The sequence below is a fragment of the Sphingobacterium sp. GW821-FHT03E03 genome (assembly GCF_059420745.1).
In genome coordinates, this window is sequence record NZ_JBWKUH010000002.1 from 162,143 (window position 1) to 182,078 (window position 19,936).

At 39.8% G+C, this 19,936-nt stretch carries 15 protein-coding genes; 6 read left to right on the top strand and 9 right to left on the bottom strand.

Going from position 1 to position 19,936, the window contains the following annotated elements:
* Positions 1–24 precede the first annotated feature (24 nt).
* A complete protein-coding gene (locus AC07UV_RS04070; protein WP_495182803.1) occupies positions 25–600 on the bottom strand; it encodes a non-canonical purine NTP diphosphatase in 576 nt (191 codons plus the stop codon).
* A 163-nt stretch (positions 601–763) separates the two neighbouring features.
* On the opposite strand from AC07UV_RS04070, the gene AC07UV_RS04075 reads away from it, so the two are divergent.
* A complete protein-coding gene (locus AC07UV_RS04075) occupies positions 764–1,378 on the top strand; it encodes a hypothetical protein (RefSeq protein ID WP_495182804.1) in 615 nt (204 codons plus the stop codon).
* 78 nt (positions 1,379–1,456) lie between these two features.
* On the opposite strand, the gene AC07UV_RS04080 is transcribed toward AC07UV_RS04075, so the two are convergent.
* The 6 genes from AC07UV_RS04080 to AC07UV_RS04105 form a co-directional block, all read right to left on the bottom strand.
* On the bottom strand, positions 1,457–2,104 hold the full coding sequence (locus AC07UV_RS04080) for a hypothetical protein (protein ID WP_495182805.1): 648 nt from the start codon (positions 2,102–2,104) through the stop codon (positions 1,457–1,459).
* Positions 2,105–2,232: 128 nt separating this feature from the next.
* Positions 2,233–3,213: a deoxyhypusine synthase family protein gene (locus tag AC07UV_RS04085; protein ID WP_046674101.1), complete on the bottom strand. Its 981-nt coding sequence runs from the start codon at positions 3,211–3,213 to the stop codon at positions 2,233–2,235.
* Positions 3,214–3,355: 142 nt separating this feature from the next.
* A complete protein-coding gene (locus AC07UV_RS04090; RefSeq protein ID WP_495182806.1) occupies positions 3,356–5,572 on the bottom strand; it encodes an outer membrane beta-barrel protein in 2,217 nt (738 codons plus the stop codon).
* Between the two features lie 20 nt (positions 5,573–5,592).
* Positions 5,593–7,068, bottom strand: coding sequence for an N-acetylmuramoyl-L-alanine amidase (locus AC07UV_RS04095; RefSeq protein ID WP_495182807.1), 1,476 nt, complete (start codon positions 7,066–7,068; stop codon positions 5,593–5,595).
* The gene (locus AC07UV_RS04100; protein WP_495182808.1) at positions 7,061–7,432 is read right to left on the bottom strand and encodes a BlaI/MecI/CopY family transcriptional regulator; all 372 of its coding nucleotides are present in this window, start codon (positions 7,430–7,432) and stop codon (positions 7,061–7,063) included. Before AC07UV_RS04100 ends, AC07UV_RS04095 begins: the two co-directional genes overlap by 8 nt.
* Positions 7,433–7,671: 239 nt before the next feature.
* Positions 7,672–8,769, bottom strand: a complete 1,098-nt coding sequence (locus AC07UV_RS04105) for a mandelate racemase/muconate lactonizing enzyme family protein (RefSeq protein WP_282250350.1) — start codon at positions 8,767–8,769, stop codon at positions 7,672–7,674.
* Between the two features lie 306 nt (positions 8,770–9,075).
* On the opposite strand from AC07UV_RS04105, the gene gltB reads away from it, so the two are divergent.
* Together gltB and AC07UV_RS04115 are read left to right on the top strand one after the other, a co-directional pair.
* Positions 9,076–13,590 (top strand): glutamate synthase large subunit, encoded by a 4,515-nt coding sequence (gene gltB / locus AC07UV_RS04110; protein ID WP_282250351.1) that lies wholly within the window; start codon positions 9,076–9,078, stop codon positions 13,588–13,590.
* Between the two features lie 17 nt (positions 13,591–13,607).
* Positions 13,608–15,071, top strand: a complete 1,464-nt coding sequence (locus tag AC07UV_RS04115; RefSeq protein ID WP_495182809.1) for a glutamate synthase subunit beta — start codon at positions 13,608–13,610, stop codon at positions 15,069–15,071.
* A 170-nt stretch (positions 15,072–15,241) separates the two neighbouring features.
* Here AC07UV_RS04115 and AC07UV_RS04120 read toward each other — a convergent pair whose 3' ends face one another.
* Together AC07UV_RS04120 and AC07UV_RS04125 are read right to left on the bottom strand one after the other, a co-directional pair.
* Complete coding sequence (locus AC07UV_RS04120) at positions 15,242–16,261, bottom strand: RNA-binding domain-containing protein (RefSeq protein ID WP_495182810.1); 1,020 nt, start codon at positions 16,259–16,261, stop codon at positions 15,242–15,244.
* Positions 16,262–16,496: 235 nt separating this feature from the next.
* On the bottom strand, positions 16,497–16,973 hold the full coding sequence (locus AC07UV_RS04125; protein WP_495182811.1) for a helix-turn-helix domain-containing protein: 477 nt from the start codon (positions 16,971–16,973) through the stop codon (positions 16,497–16,499).
* A 1,016-nt stretch (positions 16,974–17,989) separates the two neighbouring features.
* Between AC07UV_RS04125 and AC07UV_RS04130 the strand changes: the two genes are divergently transcribed.
* The 3 genes from AC07UV_RS04130 to AC07UV_RS04140 all read left to right on the top strand — a co-directional run bounded on the left by AC07UV_RS04130 (position 17,990) and on the right by AC07UV_RS04140 (position 19,910).
* A complete protein-coding gene (locus AC07UV_RS04130) occupies positions 17,990–18,802 on the top strand; it encodes an RNA polymerase sigma factor (protein ID WP_495182812.1) in 813 nt (270 codons plus the stop codon).
* 12 nt (positions 18,803–18,814) lie between these two features.
* Positions 18,815–19,345, top strand: a complete 531-nt coding sequence (locus tag AC07UV_RS04135) for a hypothetical protein (protein WP_495182813.1) — start codon at positions 18,815–18,817, stop codon at positions 19,343–19,345.
* A gap of 64 nt (positions 19,346–19,409) precedes the next feature.
* A complete protein-coding gene (locus AC07UV_RS04140; RefSeq protein ID WP_495182814.1) occupies positions 19,410–19,910 on the top strand; it encodes a hypothetical protein in 501 nt (166 codons plus the stop codon).
* Positions 19,911–19,936: the final 26 nt, after the last annotated feature.

A 19,936-nucleotide genomic window follows, 5' to 3' on the forward strand; every position in this document is an offset into this window, starting at 1 on the left:
TATCGACCAAACCTTATCTCAGTATTATTTAGTTTTTAAATAAGTGGCAAGCTTGCCTACGGCAATCGCACGATGACTGATAGCGTTCTTTTCTTCAGCACTCATCTCCGCAAAAGTTGTATCGTACCCATTTGGAATAAAAATCGGATCATACCCAAATCCATCCACTCCTCTACGCCCTTTAGTGATCTGCCCTTCGATACTTCCCTCAAAAAAATGTTGTTGTTCATTCAGGTATAAAGAAATGACAGTTTTAAATCGAGCGGTTCGGTTGGGGTTGTCCCCAAGTCTTTCCAAGACCAGATTAATATTTTTTTCCATATCCCTAGAGCCCGAATAACGTGCCGAATACACACCTGGTTCGCCATTTAATGCATCAATTTCTAGTCCAGAATCATCCCCAAAACAATAAAGTCCATATTTGTTTACCAAATAATCCGTTTTTTGCTGTGCATTTTCCTCAAATGTAACTCCAGTTTCCGGTATATCATCCTGACAATCGATATCGTTCAAACTTTTGATAACAAAAGCATTCCCCACAATTGCTTGGACCTCTTCCAATTTATGGGCATTATTTGTTGCAAATACAAGTTCTAGCATCTTCTTCAAATTTAAAAGTTCATTTGTTATCTCCCTCCAGCTAATAGTTTGTCCCTAATTGCACTATCCGCCTGTTGAATCACAATGACCAAAAATAAGCATTAGGATATAGATAAGCATAAATAAACCTATATTTGGCAAATATTAACCCAATAAAAAAATAATGAAAAAGTTTTCTACAGTCGTAAAAGTACTGTTTATTCTAATGCTGGTGTCACCTTACACCTTATTTGCACAAAAAATGAAAGTCATTACAGGAAATTTTGATTTCTTAAAAGGACAGCAGGAATTGAATGTTATATTTGATTATGCCCCCATGACCTTTTATAATGAAAAAATGTCCGAAAACGATTATTTAGAAAAACGAAACAAAGATATCAGCTCCAATAAAGGTACAGATGAGGCTGAAAATTGGAAAAACGACTGGGATTATTCAAAATCTACGGCGTTTCCAAATAAATTTTTTGCTTCGATGAACAAAAACTGTGATATCGTCACCGGTAAGAAAGAGTTGGCTCCATATACTTTAATAGTTCAAACGACATGGATTTATCCCGGTTGGTTTGCAGGTGTAATGAAACAACATGCAAAAGTTAGTACACTATTAAAATTTATTGAAACAGCTAATCCTTCTAATGTACTTCTTGAAATCAACAGCGAAAAAGCACCGGGCGATTTTGATTTTGTTGGAATACCAAATACGAATGATCGAATAGCTGAAGGTTATGCAAAAACGGGAAAATCCCTAGCCAAGTTTCTAACAAAGAAGATTAAATAACAGGATAACTACAAGGGATTTAAGAGCCTACATTACCTCTTGAATCCCAATGTATGATCTAATCGACCATCCAATAATCTAAGAAACAATAAATGTTTTAAACTCGTTCCAGAACAGTTTCTTTTTATTGACATCGGCAAACATCTCTTCAAAACTGAAGGTATTGAACACCGTTGCTATGCGCCCCTTCATATAGGAATTATGTTCGATTGGTGGAAGTTTTAACGATGCGGGTTCCACGCCTAATAGAATAATCTTCGTCGGTTGAAAAAATTGCATAATCTGTTTAAAGTCGTTCGGATTATGAGTATTGGCCAAATTAACCACCGCAACCGTTTCCTTCGTTAATTTTAGGGCGCCAATCGTTTTTTCAAATGCTTCGAGTGCCGCCGGAGAGAAATAGGGATATTGTACATAGCGCAGGATAAAAAGTATCCCCTGATCTTTGCTACCCTGATAAATAAACTCTCCACCTAATACTTCAAGGGCATTGACAACTCCAACAGAATCTTTTTCATTACCTACAACACTTGATTCGTTGCTTTTTTCTATCATCGCTGGTTTAGCTAGCTGATCAGTAGCAGGAATTCCAACAGCGACATATTCTGTATCCTTTGCTTTAGACACAGCTTCCAGCTCTGATTGAAAATCAAAGCCATTGGCAAAAATCGTCTCATCCATCAAGGCTTGTAGGGCGACAGGATTATCTGTTGTTAAATTGCTCATTGTTTGAAAAGGAAATAGTAGAAAGTAAAGATAAGCAAGAAAAGAGTAAAAGAAAAAGGGAGTAAAGAATAAAGAAATTGCCTGAGACAAATTCTTCGTTCCTCACTCCCTTTCGTATATCGAAAAGATTAATGTCCTAAGATATAAGAGAAAATCAAAGGTGCTACGATTGTAGCATCAGATTCTACGATAAATTTAGGCGTATCAATATCCAATTTACCCCAAGTGATTTTTTCATTTGGAACTGCTCCAGAGTACGAACCATAAGAAGTAGTTGAATCAGAAATTTGACAGAAATAAGCCCAGAAAGGTACTTCTTCCCACTCCAGATCCTGATACATCATCGGAACCACACAGATTGGGAAATCACCGGAAATACCACCCGCAATCTGGAAGAAACCTACGCCTTTACCGGCGGAATTGTTACGATACCATTCAGTCAAATAAATCATGTACTCAATACCTGATTTAACGGTGCTTGCTTTCAATTTACCTTTGATCACATTTGACGCGAAGATATTACCTGTAGTCGAGTCTTCCCATCCCGGACATACAATCGGCAAATTTTTCTCAGCAGCAGCAACAATCCATGAGTCTTTTGGATCAATTTCATAATATTGTTCCAATACACCAGAATTAACTACTTGATATAAGAATTCATGTGGTAAGTAACGCTCGCCTTTCGCTTCTGCGGCATGCCACACATCTTCAAGATGTTTCTGCAAACGACGGAAAGCTTCTTCTTCGGGAATACAAGTATCTGTTACACGGTTATAGTGATTATCCAATAATTCTCTTTCTTGTTCCGCTGTCAAATCCCTATAATTCGGAATTCTTTTGTAATGTGAGTGAGCAACTAGGTTCATCACATCCTCCTCCAAATTAGCACCAGTACAAGAAATAAAATGTACTTTATCTTGACGGATCATTTCTGCCAAAGAAACACCCAATTCAGCAGTAGACATTGCTCCTCCAAGAGAGATCAACATTTTTCCACCATCCAAAAGATGTTCCTCGTAACCTTTTGCAGCATCTACTAATGCCGCTGCGTTAAAGTGACGGTAATTATGCTCAATAAATTGAGAAATAGGTCCTTTTTGAGTACTCATGATATTTTCTAACTTTTATAAAATAATAAGTACGGCAAAGGTACTGAATATTATCTATTTCAGGTTCCCTCTCCCACCAAAACAGCTATTAACTGCTTATTTTTTAACAAATGTAAAAAGAATGCTAACACCATAAATAGAATTACATTCTTGAAACTTCCGTTTCGAGCGAAGTTTTCTTAGTTCTTTGTTTCTGATAAAGCCCAAATGTATAATTGAAATTTAAACCAAAAATTCGTGAATCATTTATTGTTTTAGAACGGATGTCGAATCGCTCCCCAGCAATTTCACGCTTGATCACATTTGTATGAAACAGATCTCGTGCCGTTAAAGCCAGACTGAGATTATTGGAAAACTGCTTATTGATCGCCAGGTGCATTTGGTACAACGGCTTAATAATTGTCTGTGCATAAAGTACATTCGTCCGATACGAATTGGTCCAATTTATTGTCAATTTATGCGGTAGCTTTACCTGCATCATCAAATTACTTTGAAAAGACCAAAGATTTCGATCAATCGATAGGTCATTTAGCTCATCAGGCATATTTTTATAGTGGATATATTGGGCCTGGCCAAAACCGTACAGGGTTAAGTTCCTAAAAATTTCCTGGCCCACATTCAAGGAAATAGCAGCACTCCGAACAGCCTCAATATTTTGATAAGTCTGTGTATAATTCTTTTCATTAAGCTGATGGATCATGGATATATAATTTCGATGGTTAAGGAAAGTTACACCAATATTCCAACGCTGGCCATGCACATATTTTAGCTCCATATTATCGGTCAGTTGTGGTACCAAATGAGCATTGCCCTGGTAGCTCGTATTGGCATCAAAAAAGAATATTGCAGGATTCAGATCCTGATAGTTGGGACGCACGATCCTTCGTCCATAAGCAATTTGTATGGCTTTGTTATTTTCTTTGTTGATTTTGTAAATGCCAAACAAAGTTGGGAAAAGATATAAAGTTTGTTTACGCTTACCCTGTCCCACATACACATCGTTAATTTCAGTATGAAATTGTGAATATTCAGTCCTTAACCCCAGCTTAAATTCCCACTGTTTTAATTTCACCTGAAAATCTGTATATAGTGCTTCGAGATACTCCACTTGCCTAAATGCGCTTTCAAGTGCGTCTGCATCCCGCAGATCTTGGTCAGTTTTCCCTTTTTTGTAATATCCACGTGAGCTACGTGCCGATCGGCTTAGCTGGAACCCAGCATCCAGCGCAAATCGTTCTTCAAATTTTCGCTGGAAATCGGTCTTAAGTCCAAAAAGCTCAACAGCAAAAGGATTGTTGGAATATAGCTCATCTTTACGCTGATGTGCAGCTCTCTGCATGATCATTGTTATTAGATCTTGCCACCTATTGCTTGTATATTTTAGGTAATCGACATCCCATTGAATTGATGTCTTTTTGTTTTCAGCTGCAAAATCGTAGTGTAGGTTAGCACTATTTTTATGAACAGGATTGCGCAGGTTACTCCATGATGACGTGGATTGAAACAAGTCACCTGCGTTGGAAAAACCGGTCTTATAATCCCCTAATTCCTTATAGTTATTTTGAAGAAAATTCCAGTTCAATTCGATCGAAGAATTCTTGCTTATCCGATAATCAAGTCCGATTCGTGCATTCAATTCCAATGCATGATTACGCTCTTGGTTATGCTGAGTAATTGTATTGATCACATGGTCCTCCACTACCAATTTACGTTCGCGAGTGACATCGAAATAATTGGAAGACCGCGCAATTGAAAACCCCGAGTTGATGGTCCATTTTTTTGTGCCATATTGGATCAGCATACCATTGTTGTATTTCCACAGCTGGCCCTTTGATCCTCCCAAAAATACAGTTCCTTTCAACCCTTTTAATACATCCCTTTTTGTTCTAATATCAATTACTCCAGCATAGCCTTCAGCACTCCATTTTGCTGGCGGTATCGACATTAAATCAATGTTAGCGACTGATGTCGCCGGTATAGATTTCAGATAACTTATCAATGCTATCCCATTGAGATGAGTTTGTTTACCATCTACAGTAACTAGCACACCCATTTTGCCTAAGAAAGATAGATTCCCTAATTCATCGATCTGTAAACTCGGAATATTATTCAATACATCAAATGTATTCCCATTTAATAAAACAGGATTGCTTCTAAGGTTGATCCGTACACGATCTAGAAGTTGCTGTTCAAGTGCTGTGTTTCTCTTTACTTCAACCGTATCTATTTTTTGTGGCTCCAGACCAAGTGGTTTCAATATGACACTATCCCGCGATTGTACCTTTTTCTTCGGCTTTACCTGTGCCAATAAAAGACACGGCAAGCCCAGGGATAACCATAATAGTATCCTAAATCTCATGCTGTTTTATCCGTTAAAATTTATTGATCGAAGCTTTGATCTATTGCATTGGCTAATTTTTGGACAAAATAAAGTTTTACATTTTTATCTATTGCATTGATATTGTCCAGATCAAGTAAGAGTGCAGGTATTTTTGCATTACGTAGAACAGCGTGTTTCGTACTAATCTGAGGCCGGCTTACCTGCAATCCATTTTGTTGAAGTTTCTGATCTAGGCTAAATGCAAACCTATGATTATGCTGTTCAAGCACATTATTAGTAACCCCTGATTGGTACAAAATCCGAATCGGGAGCATCTCTTTTGTTTCTATGCGATCAAAATGAATGGAAAGAAATAAATCCCCTTCCAAATTGGATCGTTCCTTCAACGTTTTAAACTCGTCACCTGCACGCGATAGTAACACTTTATATCCTTTACGCTCTAATTCCTGTTTCAAAAGCAAACAAGTCTCCCAAGCCAACGACTTTTCCGTCAATCCAGAAAAGGCTGTGGCTCCCACATCTTTTCCTCCATGTCCTGGATCTAAGACAATAGTTTTTATAACTCCTCCTTTTTCGGAATGAAAAATGGAGTACCACGAGCTCCGCGGTGGATTGATAAACGAATAAAACAATAGTAAAAAACATAAGACTGGAACAGCCAATATGTATCTCCATTTTGATCGGGCGGAGGATGGTTTAGTCATCATTACCTGGATACGTTCAACCAACTCATGCTGGTTATTAAACAAACTGCTCTGCAATCCAATCGGCTTTTCCTCCTGCGAAAAGGCAAGTAAAAAACGAGCATACCTGCTTTGACTGTACTTATTAGCCAAAATACGATCAACTTGGTATTCATGTGTTAAGTACAATTGACTGCGCAACCAATAAACCAATGGATTCACCCAGAAAAGACAACGGAAGAATTCCATAACCCATTTATCTACCCGATGCTTGAATAGAATATGTTGGCTCTCATGTTCAAAAATTAATTGTCCCGCTGCTGTGTCGAGCAACCGCTCCTCCATGACAATAACATGTTGTACAGAACAGTTTACATATTGATCAAATGGATCTACGACAATAAATCCCTCGCGTTCATGCTGATCTAACTGCCTAATTTTCCTACTTAATGTCATGTAGCGGACAATACAACGCAGTAACAAAAAGACTGTGACGAACACATAGAAATATGCAAGCCAATGACCAAGCGAAAGTGAGCTCCACAGCGAATCAGTCATTTCTTCTTCCGCGATCAGATCTCCGTCCATTTTTGCTGTATTTAATACTGGTTCGATCTGCCCTATTCCTGAAGCCGTTGCTACCGACGAAAAGAATATTTCCCCTATACGGACCTTGCCAAAGGGCAATAGCACGCTAAACAGGCAAAGACCAATTAAAAAATAGCGGTTCCATTGGAAAAAAGAAAGACGATTGATGACAAGGAAATAGAGTGCCGCACCCAACATCAGACTACAATTGACCTCAAGCAGATAGTAAAGTAAATTATTCATGATCTTCATTCTTTTTGATGAGCTCTTCTATCTTCTGTATATCTCCAGAGGACAATTTCTTTTCCTTTACCATAAAAGACAAAAGATTTTCGACCGAGTCGTCGAAGTAGTTATCCAGTACCCTCGAAAATGAAAATTTTCTATACTGCATTTTTGAAATCAATGGATAGTATTGATAAGTCTTTCCAAAAGCCTTATAACCTACATAACCTTTCTTTTCCAGTATTCGAACAATCGAGGAGATTGTATTGTAGGGAATTGAATTAGTTGGGTCTAAATGCTCAATGATATCTTTAACAAAGACTTCTTTTAGATGCCAGATCACCTGCATGACCTCTTCTTCTTTTTTTGTTAGTTCTTCCATAACATAAAGCTATAACTTATTCTTCAGTTATACAACTTATTTTTCAGTTTAAAAACTGAAAAATAAGTTGTATAACGAATTTCAATAAAAAAAAGAATACTAAGTCTTATTTCTACTTCTTTAGCACTCTCGAAAAGAAGAAATATGCAGCCACTAAGAAAATGATAATAACAATAAGGACGGCAACCTCTTGGCCACCTATCCCCCAGTTCATACTATTCATACCTTCTTTATAAAAGTTAAATTACCCATTGCTCACAGCGATCCAAAAATACTTGGTCCATATCCGCGCCGATACCCGGTTCATCCGAAATATGGATTTTGTAGCCATCATATTGGATCCCCCCAATCACAGGGTCTTCCAGATGACCAACCATGCAGGTATCTAAATCAAAAAATTTGACATTGGGAGCCGCATAGGCGAAATGAACTTTTGCAGCCAATGCTAAACGAGACTCCAGCATCCCCCCAATCATACAGTTAATACCATACTCCGAAGCAACTTTATTGATTCTCAAGGCTTCTTGAATCCCCCCTGATTTTGAAAACTTAATATTGATGTAATCGCAAGCATCTGCTTTACAAAGTCGTTCGGCATCATGATGCGAATAGACCGACTCATCAGCCATAATTGGGACGATTGTCTCTGCGCGCAACTGAGGTAACAATTCATCATTCCAGGTCCGCATAGGCTGCTCACAAAATTGAATTTTAAACGGTTCTAACCCCTGTAAGGCTTCTACCGCATCTTCATAGGACCAACCTTGATTTGCATCGATCCGAATAGGCATCTCAAATCCTACCGCTTTACGTATTTCACGGATACGAGCCACATCTGTTTTCGGATCCTTGCCCAATTTTACTTTCAACATCACAGCCCCCCCTTCTTGCAGACGCTTAGCTTTCATAGCCATTTCCGCTGGAGACGCTATACCTAGAGTCATATCCGTTGTTATCTCACGTTTAGCTCCACGCAAAAACTGATACAGTGGAATACCCGCATGTTTGGCGGCTAAGTCATGCAATGCGATATCAAAAGCAGATTTGATCGTTCGATTTCCTGCGATATACAAATCTAGCTCAGCCAATCGTTCATCGATGGCCAGTGGATCCTTCCCTTTCCAAATCTTGGCAAAATCACGAGCCAAAACCAGACAGGTATCCTGTGTTTCTCCCACAATCATCGGAAAGGCAGAGCATTCACCGACACCGTAAATAGTTGTATCGGTAAGTACACGTATAAAGGTATTTTGCGCATAATCCATGGTTCCGGTTGCGATAACAAATGGTTCCATCGGGATGCTTAGCCGGTATATCTCAATTTCAGTTATTTTCATCTTATTGTCTATAAATTAAGTCATTTTGATAGCGCACCAACGATGTGCAATACTTTGCCTAATTTATACATATTATTGCAATCCCACGATGCTTTTTCCATATCCAATAAAAATTTATCGCCAAATGATGCATTATTCGAGGATCGAAAAAGCGTGTTTACACAATAAAACAATAAATACAATATACATAACAAAAACAACAAAAAGAAACAATAAAACCAAAACAAACACATTTTTATTAGAATATTTATAATTTTATTCATTTTTATTCCTATATTAGCAATGTATAATATTTGAAAAGGAAAGATGATTCAACAAAGACCGAAAACGGAGGGCCTTTACGACCCTAATTTTGAGCATGACGCCTGTGGAGTAGGCTTTGTCGCCCATATCAAAGGGAATAAATCACACGCACAAGTAAAAGACGCCTTGACCATGTTGGAGAACATGGAACATCGTGGTGCCTGTGGTTGTGACCCCGAAAGTGGTGACGGAGCCGGTATCATGATTCAGCTGCCACACGAATTTTTATGGGAAGAATGTATCAGCTTAGGAATACAGTTAGAGGAACCGGGTTATTATGGAACAGGAATGGTATTTCTTCCTAAAGAAGAAGGCATGAACAAAATATGTCGGGACTTGATTGAGGAAGCGGCAGCCGAAAGGGGTATGAAATTCCTTGGCTACCGTCCAGTACCAGTCAATCGTGAAGGTATTGGACCAACAGCGCTCAGTGCCGAACCTGAAATCGTCCAGTTTTTTGTTAGCAGACCGGATGGAGTTTCAAACACGGAAGAATTTGAACGCAAACTTTTTGTTCTACGTCGCCTGATCATTCAAAAAGTTAAACAACAACAAGAATACCCTCTCCCACTTTACTTTGCATCACTTTCTTGCAAAACTATCATTTACAAAGGTCAATTAACAACATACCAAGTCGGCACCTATTACCTTGATTTACGCGATCCTCGTGTGGTATCCGCATTTGGATTGGTACACTCACGCTTCTCGACCAATACTTTTCCTTCCTGGTCACTAGCACAACCGTTCCGTATGTTGGCTCATAATGGTGAAATCAACACCCTAACAGGTAACCTCAATTGGTTTTACGCTGGAATGCGTGCCCTTTCGTCACCTTATTTCACCGAAGACGAAATGGAAATCCTGCTTCCTATCGTTGATCGAGGCCAGTCGGATTCAGCCTGTCTTGACAATGTTGCCGAACTCCTTTTACACAGTGGCCGTAGCCTGACACACGTCATGTTGATGTTGGTCCCTGAGGCATGGGATGGTAATACCCAAATGGATCCATTGAAACGTGCATTCTACGAGTACCATGCAACCTTGATGGAACCTTGGGATGGACCTGCAGCACTGTGTTTTACTGATGGTAAACATATCGGGGCAACACTAGACCGTAACGGTTTACGCCCATTACGTTATGCTGTAACCTCTGATGATCGTGTTGTCGTTGCTTCCGAAGCCGGCGCACTTCCAATCGAAGAATCTACCATTATTAAAAAAGGCCGTCAGCAAGCAGGCAAGATATTTCTCGTCGATATGGAGCAAGGTCGCATCCTGACGGACGATGAAGTAAAAGATCAATTGATCAACCAACAACCTTATAGTGATTGGCTGGACAACTATAAAATCAAGTTAGAAGAACTGGAAGAACCTCGGGTCACCTATACCTATCTTTCCAAAGAATCCGTTTTCAAATATCAGAAGACATTTGGCTTCTCCAGAGAAGACCTCGAAACAATCCTGACGCCAATGGCATTGACCGGATACGAACCAACTGGTTCGATGGGTTCGGATGTTCCGCTCGCTATTCTTTCTGATCAACCACAACATATCTCAAGTTACTTTAAGCAATTTTTCGCGCAGGTAACCAACCCACCGATCGATCCGATTCGCGAGCGTTTGGTCATGAGCTTGGCGACCTTTATCGGTAATGCGGGAAACATCCTGATCGAGGACAAAAAATTCTGTCACTGCGTGACCTTACCTCATCCGATCCTCACATCCAAAGAACTTGAAAAATTACGTTCTATTGATACCGGATTGTTTCAGGCAAAAACCATTCAGTCCTATTTCCGTTCAGACGGAAAGCCGGGTTCGCTGGAAGCAGGTTTAGAGCGTCTATGCAGATATGCCGATGACGCTGTACGTGATGGTTTTCAGGTATTGATACTTTCGGATCGTGCCATAGATTCCAAACATGCGGCCATCCCTTCTTTGCTTGCCGTATCAGCAGTCCACCACCACTTGATCAAAACCGGTAACCGTGGTGCTGTCGGTCTAGTTGTCGAAGCCGGCGATGCTTGGGAAGTACACCACTTCGCTTGTCTATTGGCTTTTGGCGCTACAGCAATCAACCCATATATGGCACTGGCAAGTATTCGTACCATGAAGGAACAAAACACCTTGGATACCGAACTTACTTGGCCCGAGCTATCCAAAAACTACGTAAAAGCAGTTAACAATGGACTGTTGAAAATTTTCTCCAAAATGGGGATTTCAACATTACAATCTTATCACGGAGCACAGATTTTTGAGGTACTTGGTATCGACAAATCTGTTGTTGATAAATTCTTCTGCGGTGCAGTATCCCGTATCGGTGGCATGACACTGGATGATCTGGCTAAAGAGGCCTTATCTAAACATTGGCGTGGATTTGAAAAAAGCCGTACACCACAAAATCTTCTTCCCGAAGGTGGTATCTATCAATGGAAACGTCGTGGCGAAGGTCACTTGTGGAATCCAGATACCATTCACTTATTGCAGCAAGCATGCCGGACCGGAGACTATGCTACCTATAAAAAGTACGCGACCAAGATCAACGAGCAGAAAGAACATATGTTTACTCTTCGTGGGCTATTAGATTTTGCTAAACATCGTAATTCCATTCCATTGGAGCAAGTCGAACCAGCAAGTGAAATCTTAAAACGTTTTGCAACTGGCGCGATGTCCTTTGGATCTATCTCCCACGAAGCGCATAGTACCCTTGCCATTGCCATGAATCGCATTGGTGCAAAATCAAACACAGGTGAAGGTGGAGAAGACGAATTGCGCTATCAACCACTTCCGAATGGTGATTCCATGCGTTCGGCAATCAAGCAAGTCGCTTCTGCACGTTTTGGGGTAACATCAAATTACTTGACACAAGCGGACGAGCTACAGATCAAAATGGCACAGGGTGCAAAACCGGGTGAAGGTGGTCAATTACCAGGACCTAAGGTAGATGCCTGGATTGCGAAAACCAGACACTCTACACCTGGCGTTGGTCTGATTTCTCCGCCACCACATCATGACATCTACTCCATCGAAGATTTGGCACAGTTGATCTTCGACTTGAAAAATGCCAACCGCAAAGCTAGGATCAACGTAAAATTAGTATCTAAAGCTGGTGTAGGAACGATTGCTGCTGGTGTTGCTAAAGCACATGCTGACGTTATCCTCATCGCGGGTTTTGACGGCGGAACAGGAGCTTCACCAATTAGTTCGATCAAACATGCCGGACTACCTTGGGAACTTGGGCTTGCCGAAGCACATCAGACGCTTGTAAAAAATAAATTGCGTAGTCGTGTTGTTTTACAGGCCGATGGTCAGGTAAAGACAGGTCGAGATATCGTTATTGCAACACTATTAGGCGCCGAAGAATGGGGTGTTTCCACAGCCGCGTTGGTGGCTGGTGGCTGTATAATGATGCGCAAATGTCACTTAAATACATGCCCCGTCGGGGTAGCTACACAAGATCCTGAATTGCGCAAACTTTTCTCTGGAAAACCCGAAGATATCGTTAACCTATTCACCTTCCTCGCCGAAGAAGTACGTGAGACCATGGCATACCTTGGTTTCCGCACCATCAACGAGATGGTAGGTCGTGCGCAGTTCCTGAAAAAACGTGAAAATATCGACCATTGGAAAGCAAAGAAAATCGATTTTACAGATATCCTACATGTAGAGCGCAATGAACCAGGACAATCGCTGTACAATACAGAGGAGCAAGATCACGGCATGGCCATGATTTTAGATTGGGGATTATTGAAACAATCCAAGCTAGCGTTGGAAAGCAAGACACCTGTATTTGGAACTTTCAAAGTAAAAAATACCGACCGTACCATCGGAACAATGCTATCCAATGAGATCTCCAAATTATACGGATCTGAAGGATTACCTGATAACACCATCAATTTCAAATTTGAAGGATCTGCAGGTCAGAGCTTTGGTGCGTTTTCAACAAAAGGACTTTCCTTTGAATTGCAAGGAGAAGCCAATGACTACGTTGGTAAAGGCTTGTCGGGTGCGCAGTTGGCCATTTATCCGGTAACGGAAAGTGCCCTTGTACCTGAAGATAACATCATTATCGGCAACGTCGCACTATTCGGAGCCACTTCAGGACACCTATTTGTCAATGGCCAGGCAGGCGAGCGTTTCGCTGTGCGTAACTCCGGAGCTACTGCTGTCGTTGAGGGTGTAGGTGATCACGGTTGTGAATATATGACGGGTGGTCGAGCACTGATCCTTGGTGCAACAGGACGCAATTTTGCGGCCGGGATGAGCGGAGGTATTGCTTGGATTTACGATATCAACGATGACTTCCGCGAAAACTGCAACCTGGAGATGGTTGATCTGGATCCATTGGAAAGTGAAGATGAAACAGCGATCATAGCTTTATTGAAACGCCATGTATTGTTGACAAATAGCCGTAGAGCAGATTTTATCTTACAGAACTGGTCCCGGGAGAAAAATAAATTCATAAAAGTGTTCCCTAGGGAATACAAAAATGTCATTCGTCAAAAATTAGTTGAAGCATAAAAAAGGAAGCACAGATCATGGGAAAAATTACAGGTTTTAAAGAATTTGAGCGCGTGCTTCCAACAAAAGAAGCTGTTGAAGGCCGTGTACAGCACTTCAAAGAATTTAATAAAGGATATTCTGAGAATGAGCTGAATAAACAGGCTGCACGATGTATGGATTGCGGTATTCCATTTTGCCATTCAGGCTGTCCATTGGGCAATGTTATTCCTGAATTCAATGATGCGGTATATGACGGAAAATGGGAAGAGGCATACCAGATCCTGACCTCAACCAATAACTTTCCAGAATTTACAGGCCGGATATGTCCAGCACCATGCGAATCTGCTTGTGTGCTTGGAATCCATAGCACACCGATCACAATCGAAGAAATTGAAAAACATATCATTGAGATAGCATTCAAAAAGGGCTATGTTAAAGCCCATAAGAGCTATTTAAAAACAGGCAAACGTATTGCTGTGGTTGGTTCTGGCCCTGCCGGACTTGCCGCTGCAGCACAGCTGAATAAAGCGGGCCATGACGTCACTGTTTTTGAACGTGACGATCAGGTCGGTGGTTTGCTCCGATATGGTATTCCTGATTTCAAACTGGAAAAGTCTGTTATCGACCGCCGGATTAATTTAATGAAAGACTCAGGAATTGAATTTAAAGTAAATACAGAGGTCGGAAAAGACATAAGCTTCTACGAATTGAAAGCTTATGATGCTGTAGTATTGGCTACTGGATCTACCGTACCTTGGCACATGCAACTACCTGGACATGAAGCCAAAGGAATACACTTTGCCATGGATTTCTTGAAACAGCAGAATCAAGAAGTTAGCGGTATTGATATTGATCAAGAGCGTATCCTGGCAACAAACAAACATGTCGTCGTGATTGGCGACGGCGATACAGGTTCGGATTGCATTGGTACCTCCAACCGTCATCGTGCCAAGAGTATTACACAGATCGCCCGTAAACCGACTCCAGCAAAAGAACGTTTAAGAAACAATCCCTGGCCGATGGACAAAGTAACCTTCGGAACCTCCTCTTCGCAAGAGGAAGGCTGCGAGCGTCTTTGGGCAACGGAAACACAAGAGTTTGTTCATGACGAAAATGGCCATGTCAAAGCGGTAAAAATTAAGGAAGTTCAATACGAAGTCGATGAATTCGGACGCCGTACAAGATTGGGTGAATCCGAAATTCGGGAAATTCCAGCTGATCTGGTTTTATTGGCTATTGGCTACAAACATACCGAGCAAAGACTATTGGAGCAACTCGGCGTACGTGTGGACGAAAAAGGAAATATCCTGGCAAACGATAAAGACTACCAAACTTCAGTGGAAAATATCTTCACAGCAGGTGACTGCCGTAAAGGACAATCATTGGTGGTCTGGGCGATTTCTGAAGGCCGGGAATGTGCACGGAAAGTAGACGAATACCTCATGGGTTATTCCGAACTTGAAAGCAAGGATTTCCTAGCTACACAAGAGGTGCATTAACAATCATTCGTAGCAAGTTAGATTGGGGATCTAATCTATATTTGCATAAATAAAAGCACCCTAGGGTGCTTTTATTATAGTTATTTCTTTCGTGTTTTTATTCGTTTCCATATATTTTGAGGATTGGATTCAGAGATGTGAAAACGAAAGGAATATAGCGAATAGGTTTACTATTTATATCTTAAACCGAGAAGAATCTCTAAAGCCTTCCCTCTAATTTTTTCATACATAGAACTAATCATTTGATGACTAAAATAAATTGAAGCATCGTGTACGTCAGTAACTACATCTTCAAAAACTACCTTATTGGCATACTTAAGTATTAATAGCTTAGGTTGAGTTTCAAGCTCTTTCAAAAAAGATTCAATTTCAAAAATTGATTTACTAAAGAAAAAATCGATTTCTCTAAACTCCTCTCTGTTAGCCATATATTCGATCATCTGATCACTTGTTAGGCGCCCGAAACTGGGAATTTGAATTTCATAAGGGGTACCAGGCGCTCTTACTTTCCGATATTCAAACTTTTCTGATTCATTTTCGGTAAACGAATATCCTAAAAGCTCACTTTCTAAAAATAAATTGAGCAACTTATCATTCAAATCATGGCCTAATTGATTAGCTTTTCCGATCGTATACGACAATGGAATATTCTTATCTGAAAAGTCCGAAATCACAATATTCAATCTATTCTCCGGCGACAACGAAGAGGGATTGTCAGATAGCTTTCTCATCCATTGGTTTATAGCAATAATTTCTGATGCATTGGCAACCGAATTAGAAGAACCATTTCTAACATAAACAGTATCAACTTCTATTCCTTTCATATTTTGAGTCGCCGTTAATGGCCGCTCATAGTTGTGTACTGGGATTTTAATGATACCAAAGACCCTATCTTGGAATATAAAAGTACGAGAAGAAAAAACAGGTTTGGGCCAGATTTTGTTTTTAACTTTTTGTTGTAAAATGGCATCGTCTTGGAATTCATTTACTCCAATCAAATTATTTATGCCATGACAACTTTCTACACCAAAAATAATATAAGAATCATCTTTCCTAATTGTATTTGCAAATGACAATATATCCTTAATAAACTTTTCGTCTCCCTTTTTGAAGTCGTATGTAAGAAGTTTAAAATCAAGACTAATCCCCTCGGATTGTTTAATTAATTCCTGAAATAATTCATCATTCATTTCAAATGTAGGCTCTAAAATTTGTATTTTGTCTAACTAGAGAAAAGCCGAAAGATTTTAAATATATAAATACATTTTAGTAGATCTCTTTAACTTGACAATTAGGTATATTCCATAAACGACCATAAAGAGAATATTGAATCACTTATGCTATTTCTATCTCTGACAACATTATGCTTATTTTATAATGTGGTATTCTAATAAGTTTAAAAGAGTAAGCTAAAACAACTGATTGCTACCTCCCCTCCTTCAATTTCTTCACCTCAGCAGCAAGATCCAAAACAGCTTTGCTAAGCTCGGCAATAGATTGGGTTTTAATCCGGTCTTCCTCAATAAATTTTTCCAAGAGAGCTACTAATTTATCGGCACCATCATGATGAATTGTTGGCTGTGTATGTTGGCTCGAATTAACAGAATTATCATTGGAGTGATCATTAAACGTATTACCGTAATTCTGTATATTATATATTACATTTTCATCCTTAAAAGACTTCACAAAATCCGGAGCAACACCCAATGCAGTAGCCAGTTCCTCCAACAGCGGTTCATCAAGGGCGACCATATTTTCAAAGTCCGAGATACGCTGCTGCGAATACCTATTGCGACAGAGCTGACCAAAGGCCTCCTGTTTGATTCCTTGTATCTCACGGATACGCTTGATATTATGACCGATATGCATGCTGTTAGTTTTTTCCTTAAAAGTAGTATTCATAAGCCACGAAAATTATCATCTGGTTTTTTACCGGTAAATCGGTGAAAAACCACTGTAAAAAATAATATTGAATGAAATATCTTTGGTCTTAAAGTTACGAATTATTGTAACCAAAGGCAATAGCTGATGTTCTTTGACGTATTGGTATTGAAAGAAATTTTGTAGGATTGATATATAAAAAACAAATATAATGAGGCTGCTTGTGACGCCACAGGGTGAGGATGATTTCACTCACCAAATTCTTTTATCGAAATATACATCGTTCTTAGCGGTACCACATCAATCTTGTGGATCGACCGAGAGACAAAAAGAAGCACAGAGGTGGGCTCTATGTAAGATTGAGAATAAAACAATATCTGTTGATAAACTTGATGTATACCAGAGTTTTGAATCTCTAGGCTGATTTTGAGTTTTTGGATCAAGATATAAGAGCGTATACACAATGTTTCGCGTAAACTTTAACAAAAGGAACACAACGGCGGGCTTTCTGTTAATCTGTAGGGAAATATACTTATAAAGATAATCTATATAAAAACAACATTGAGGCTGCTTGTGACGCCGCAGAGTGAGGACAATAGTCACTCACTAAATACTATTTATTTGCAAAAGAGCGCTAGATTACCGCTTGAGTATATGCAAAGGGTGGGCCTTGCTGTGAGAAGTCTAAGGCTATTTTATACACAACTAGTTTCTCACGCGCTCAATAGCATTAAAAATATGTACAATAGGTGGGCTTTCTCTTGGTAGGTAATAATGGCAATATCCCCATACACAAACGGGATCTCGCCGTGTTAACAATAATAACTAGGCACAAATGGCGTCCGCTTACTCGTCTTCTGCAGCAGATCGATAATAAGTATATACAAAGGTTGGCGCTTGCCTTAAATCCATTCAATCAAATATATCAATACCAATTAAGTCAATGTTCTATTCACCTATCACAGTATCCCTGTTTCCCAGAAATCCGTCAGAGCCTGCCGTGATCCATCTAGGTAATTAACTAAAAAACATTGATTATGAACAAAACTTTACATCAAAAACAAACCGAAAAGTATATTGTTCTGCTTCGAAAAGGAGACGAACGAGGATTAAATTTTTTCTACAACCATTTTTACGGCTATCTTTTCGCACGAACATATCGCGCTACACAAGGCGATTGTGCCGCAGAAAGCATCGCGCAAGAAGCAATACTGCGGCTATGGCTGTTCCGTAGAGAGGTTAAAGATGTAGACCATATTTTCACTTTTTTAAAAGCACAGGTCAAAGCAGCTCTTCATGCTTTTTTTAACAAATCACGAAATAGATTCCACCGAAGCTTGCTCCGCCTGGATGCTATTGAGGATTATCAGGAATTTTTGTTAGGCTATGAAACGGAAGAAGAGGAAGAAATTGATCTGGTGTATCTGGAGAAATTGGAGGATGAAAAACAACAGCGTTTGGACCAATTGAACACTCTTTTACCAAGTCTTAACCAACAACAACAATTATTCATAAAGCTCTGTTTAAAATACAGTTTTAACTACGAACGTATAGCCTACTATCTAGGAGGGATCTCGGATTATGAAGTTAGCCTACAGGTGGAGAAAACAATTGACACCCTCCGATCGGTATTCAATAGTTCGCAAAAAATGGAGCTTATGAACAGACCAAGAAAGATTGTGCTGCAAGGCGAATTTAATGAGCACCAGGCAGAAATCTTCCATATGCGCTACGAATTACAATTATCCTTCGAACAAATCGCAGAAGCATTAAAACTTAATTCGTCCTTGGTGAAGAAGCTTTTTGTAGACGCACATACCAAAATAAAAACAGCGAAGAAAACCGCATAATAAGAAACAATTATGGAAAAGGATACGCTCATCTTAACACGCAAAGTACAGATCTATTTGGATTGCGAAGATAAAGAGCAACGCTCAGCATATTTCAAAAAATTATTTGAATGGCAGGATATGGTCTACCGTGGCGCTAACATGGTAATGACCCATCAGTATGTACAGGAGCAGATCAAAGATCTTATCTACCTACGCGATGATGTTAAGGTAAAACTGGCGGACTTCAAAAAGGATCCCGACGGCATTTTCACTTCTTCCAAGATGAACACGACCTATCGCATACTATCACTATACTTTAAAGGAAAGCTGCCGTCAAAGATTATTTCGGCCATGAATATGACCTTGAACAGGGCATATAGCACGGATCGGTCGGCTTACTGGAAAGGCGAGAAGTCTTTGCGAAATTACAAGAAAGATATGCCTATTCCATTTGGAGGAGATCAGATCAAACTAAGTAATGATGAGAAAGGCAGTGATTTTAAACTTTCACTCTTTAAGATTCCATTCCGAACCTACCTTGGCAAAAGATCGATCGGATAAAAGAGTTCTTCTACAGAGAGCCTTAGTCGGACAAATAAAGATATGTACCAGTTCCATCAAAATCGTGAAAGGGAAAATATTCCTGTTGTTAGCTCTCGAGCTTCCAAAGAAGCAACATGAACTCAAAGAACATATTATCGCCGAAGCTTCGCTTTCTGTCGAACATCCCATAACTGTAGCTATCGATAAAGACAATTATCAAATTGGTAACAAAGAAGAATTTCTGTACAGGCGCATGGCCATTCAAGCCGCAAGACATCGGATACAAAAGGCCGCTGCTTACAACAAAGGCGGACACGGAAGAAAGAAAAAGCTACAGAGTCTGGATCATTTTGAGGAGAAAGAGCGTCGCTACATTGATAGCCGACTGCATCTTTATAGCCGTCGCCTGATAGATATTTGTGTAAGATCTGAAGTTGGAACACTACTATTGGTCAATCAAACGAGCAAAGAAGAAGTCGCTAAAGAAGATGAATTCCTCCTGCGCAACTGGAGTTACTACGGACTGATTGAAAAAATAAAGTATAAGGCTAGTATGGCAGGAATAAATATCATCGTCGAATAACAATTGGTAAAAATAAAAAAGACGCA

Excerpts from the sequence above, each read along its gene's own strand:
- AC07UV_RS04070 (WP_495182803.1), bottom strand. The coding sequence starts at position 600 with ATGCTAGAACTTGTATTTGCAACAAATAATGCCCATAAATTGGAAGAG.
- AC07UV_RS04075 (WP_495182804.1), top strand. The coding sequence starts at position 764 with ATGAAAAAGTTTTCTACAGTCGTAAAAGTACTGTTTATTCTAATGCTG.
- AC07UV_RS04080 (WP_495182805.1), bottom strand. The coding sequence starts at position 2,104 with ATGAGCAATTTAACAACAGATAATCCTGTCGCCCTACAAGCCTTGATG.
- AC07UV_RS04085 (WP_046674101.1), bottom strand. The coding sequence starts at position 3,213 with ATGAGTACTCAAAAAGGACCTATTTCTCAATTTATTGAGCATAATTAC.
- AC07UV_RS04090 (WP_495182806.1), bottom strand. The coding sequence starts at position 5,572 with ATGAGATTTAGGATACTATTATGGTTATCCCTGGGCTTGCCGTGTCTT.
- AC07UV_RS04095 (WP_495182807.1), bottom strand. The coding sequence starts at position 7,068 with ATGAATAATTTACTTTACTATCTGCTTGAGGTCAATTGTAGTCTGATG.
- AC07UV_RS04100 (WP_495182808.1), bottom strand. The coding sequence starts at position 7,432 with ATGGAAGAACTAACAAAAAAAGAAGAAGAGGTCATGCAGGTGATCTGG.
- AC07UV_RS04105 (WP_282250350.1), bottom strand. The coding sequence starts at position 8,769 with ATGAAAATAACTGAAATTGAGATATACCGGCTAAGCATCCCGATGGAA.
- gltB (WP_282250351.1), top strand. The coding sequence starts at position 9,076 with ATGATTCAACAAAGACCGAAAACGGAGGGCCTTTACGACCCTAATTTT.
- AC07UV_RS04115 (WP_495182809.1), top strand. The coding sequence starts at position 13,608 with ATGGGAAAAATTACAGGTTTTAAAGAATTTGAGCGCGTGCTTCCAACA.
- AC07UV_RS04120 (WP_495182810.1), bottom strand. The coding sequence starts at position 16,261 with ATGAATGATGAATTATTTCAGGAATTAATTAAACAATCCGAGGGGATT.
- AC07UV_RS04125 (WP_495182811.1), bottom strand. The coding sequence starts at position 16,973 with ATGAATACTACTTTTAAGGAAAAAACTAACAGCATGCATATCGGTCAT.
- AC07UV_RS04130 (WP_495182812.1), top strand. The coding sequence starts at position 17,990 with ATGAACAAAACTTTACATCAAAAACAAACCGAAAAGTATATTGTTCTG.
- AC07UV_RS04135 (WP_495182813.1), top strand. The coding sequence starts at position 18,815 with ATGGAAAAGGATACGCTCATCTTAACACGCAAAGTACAGATCTATTTG.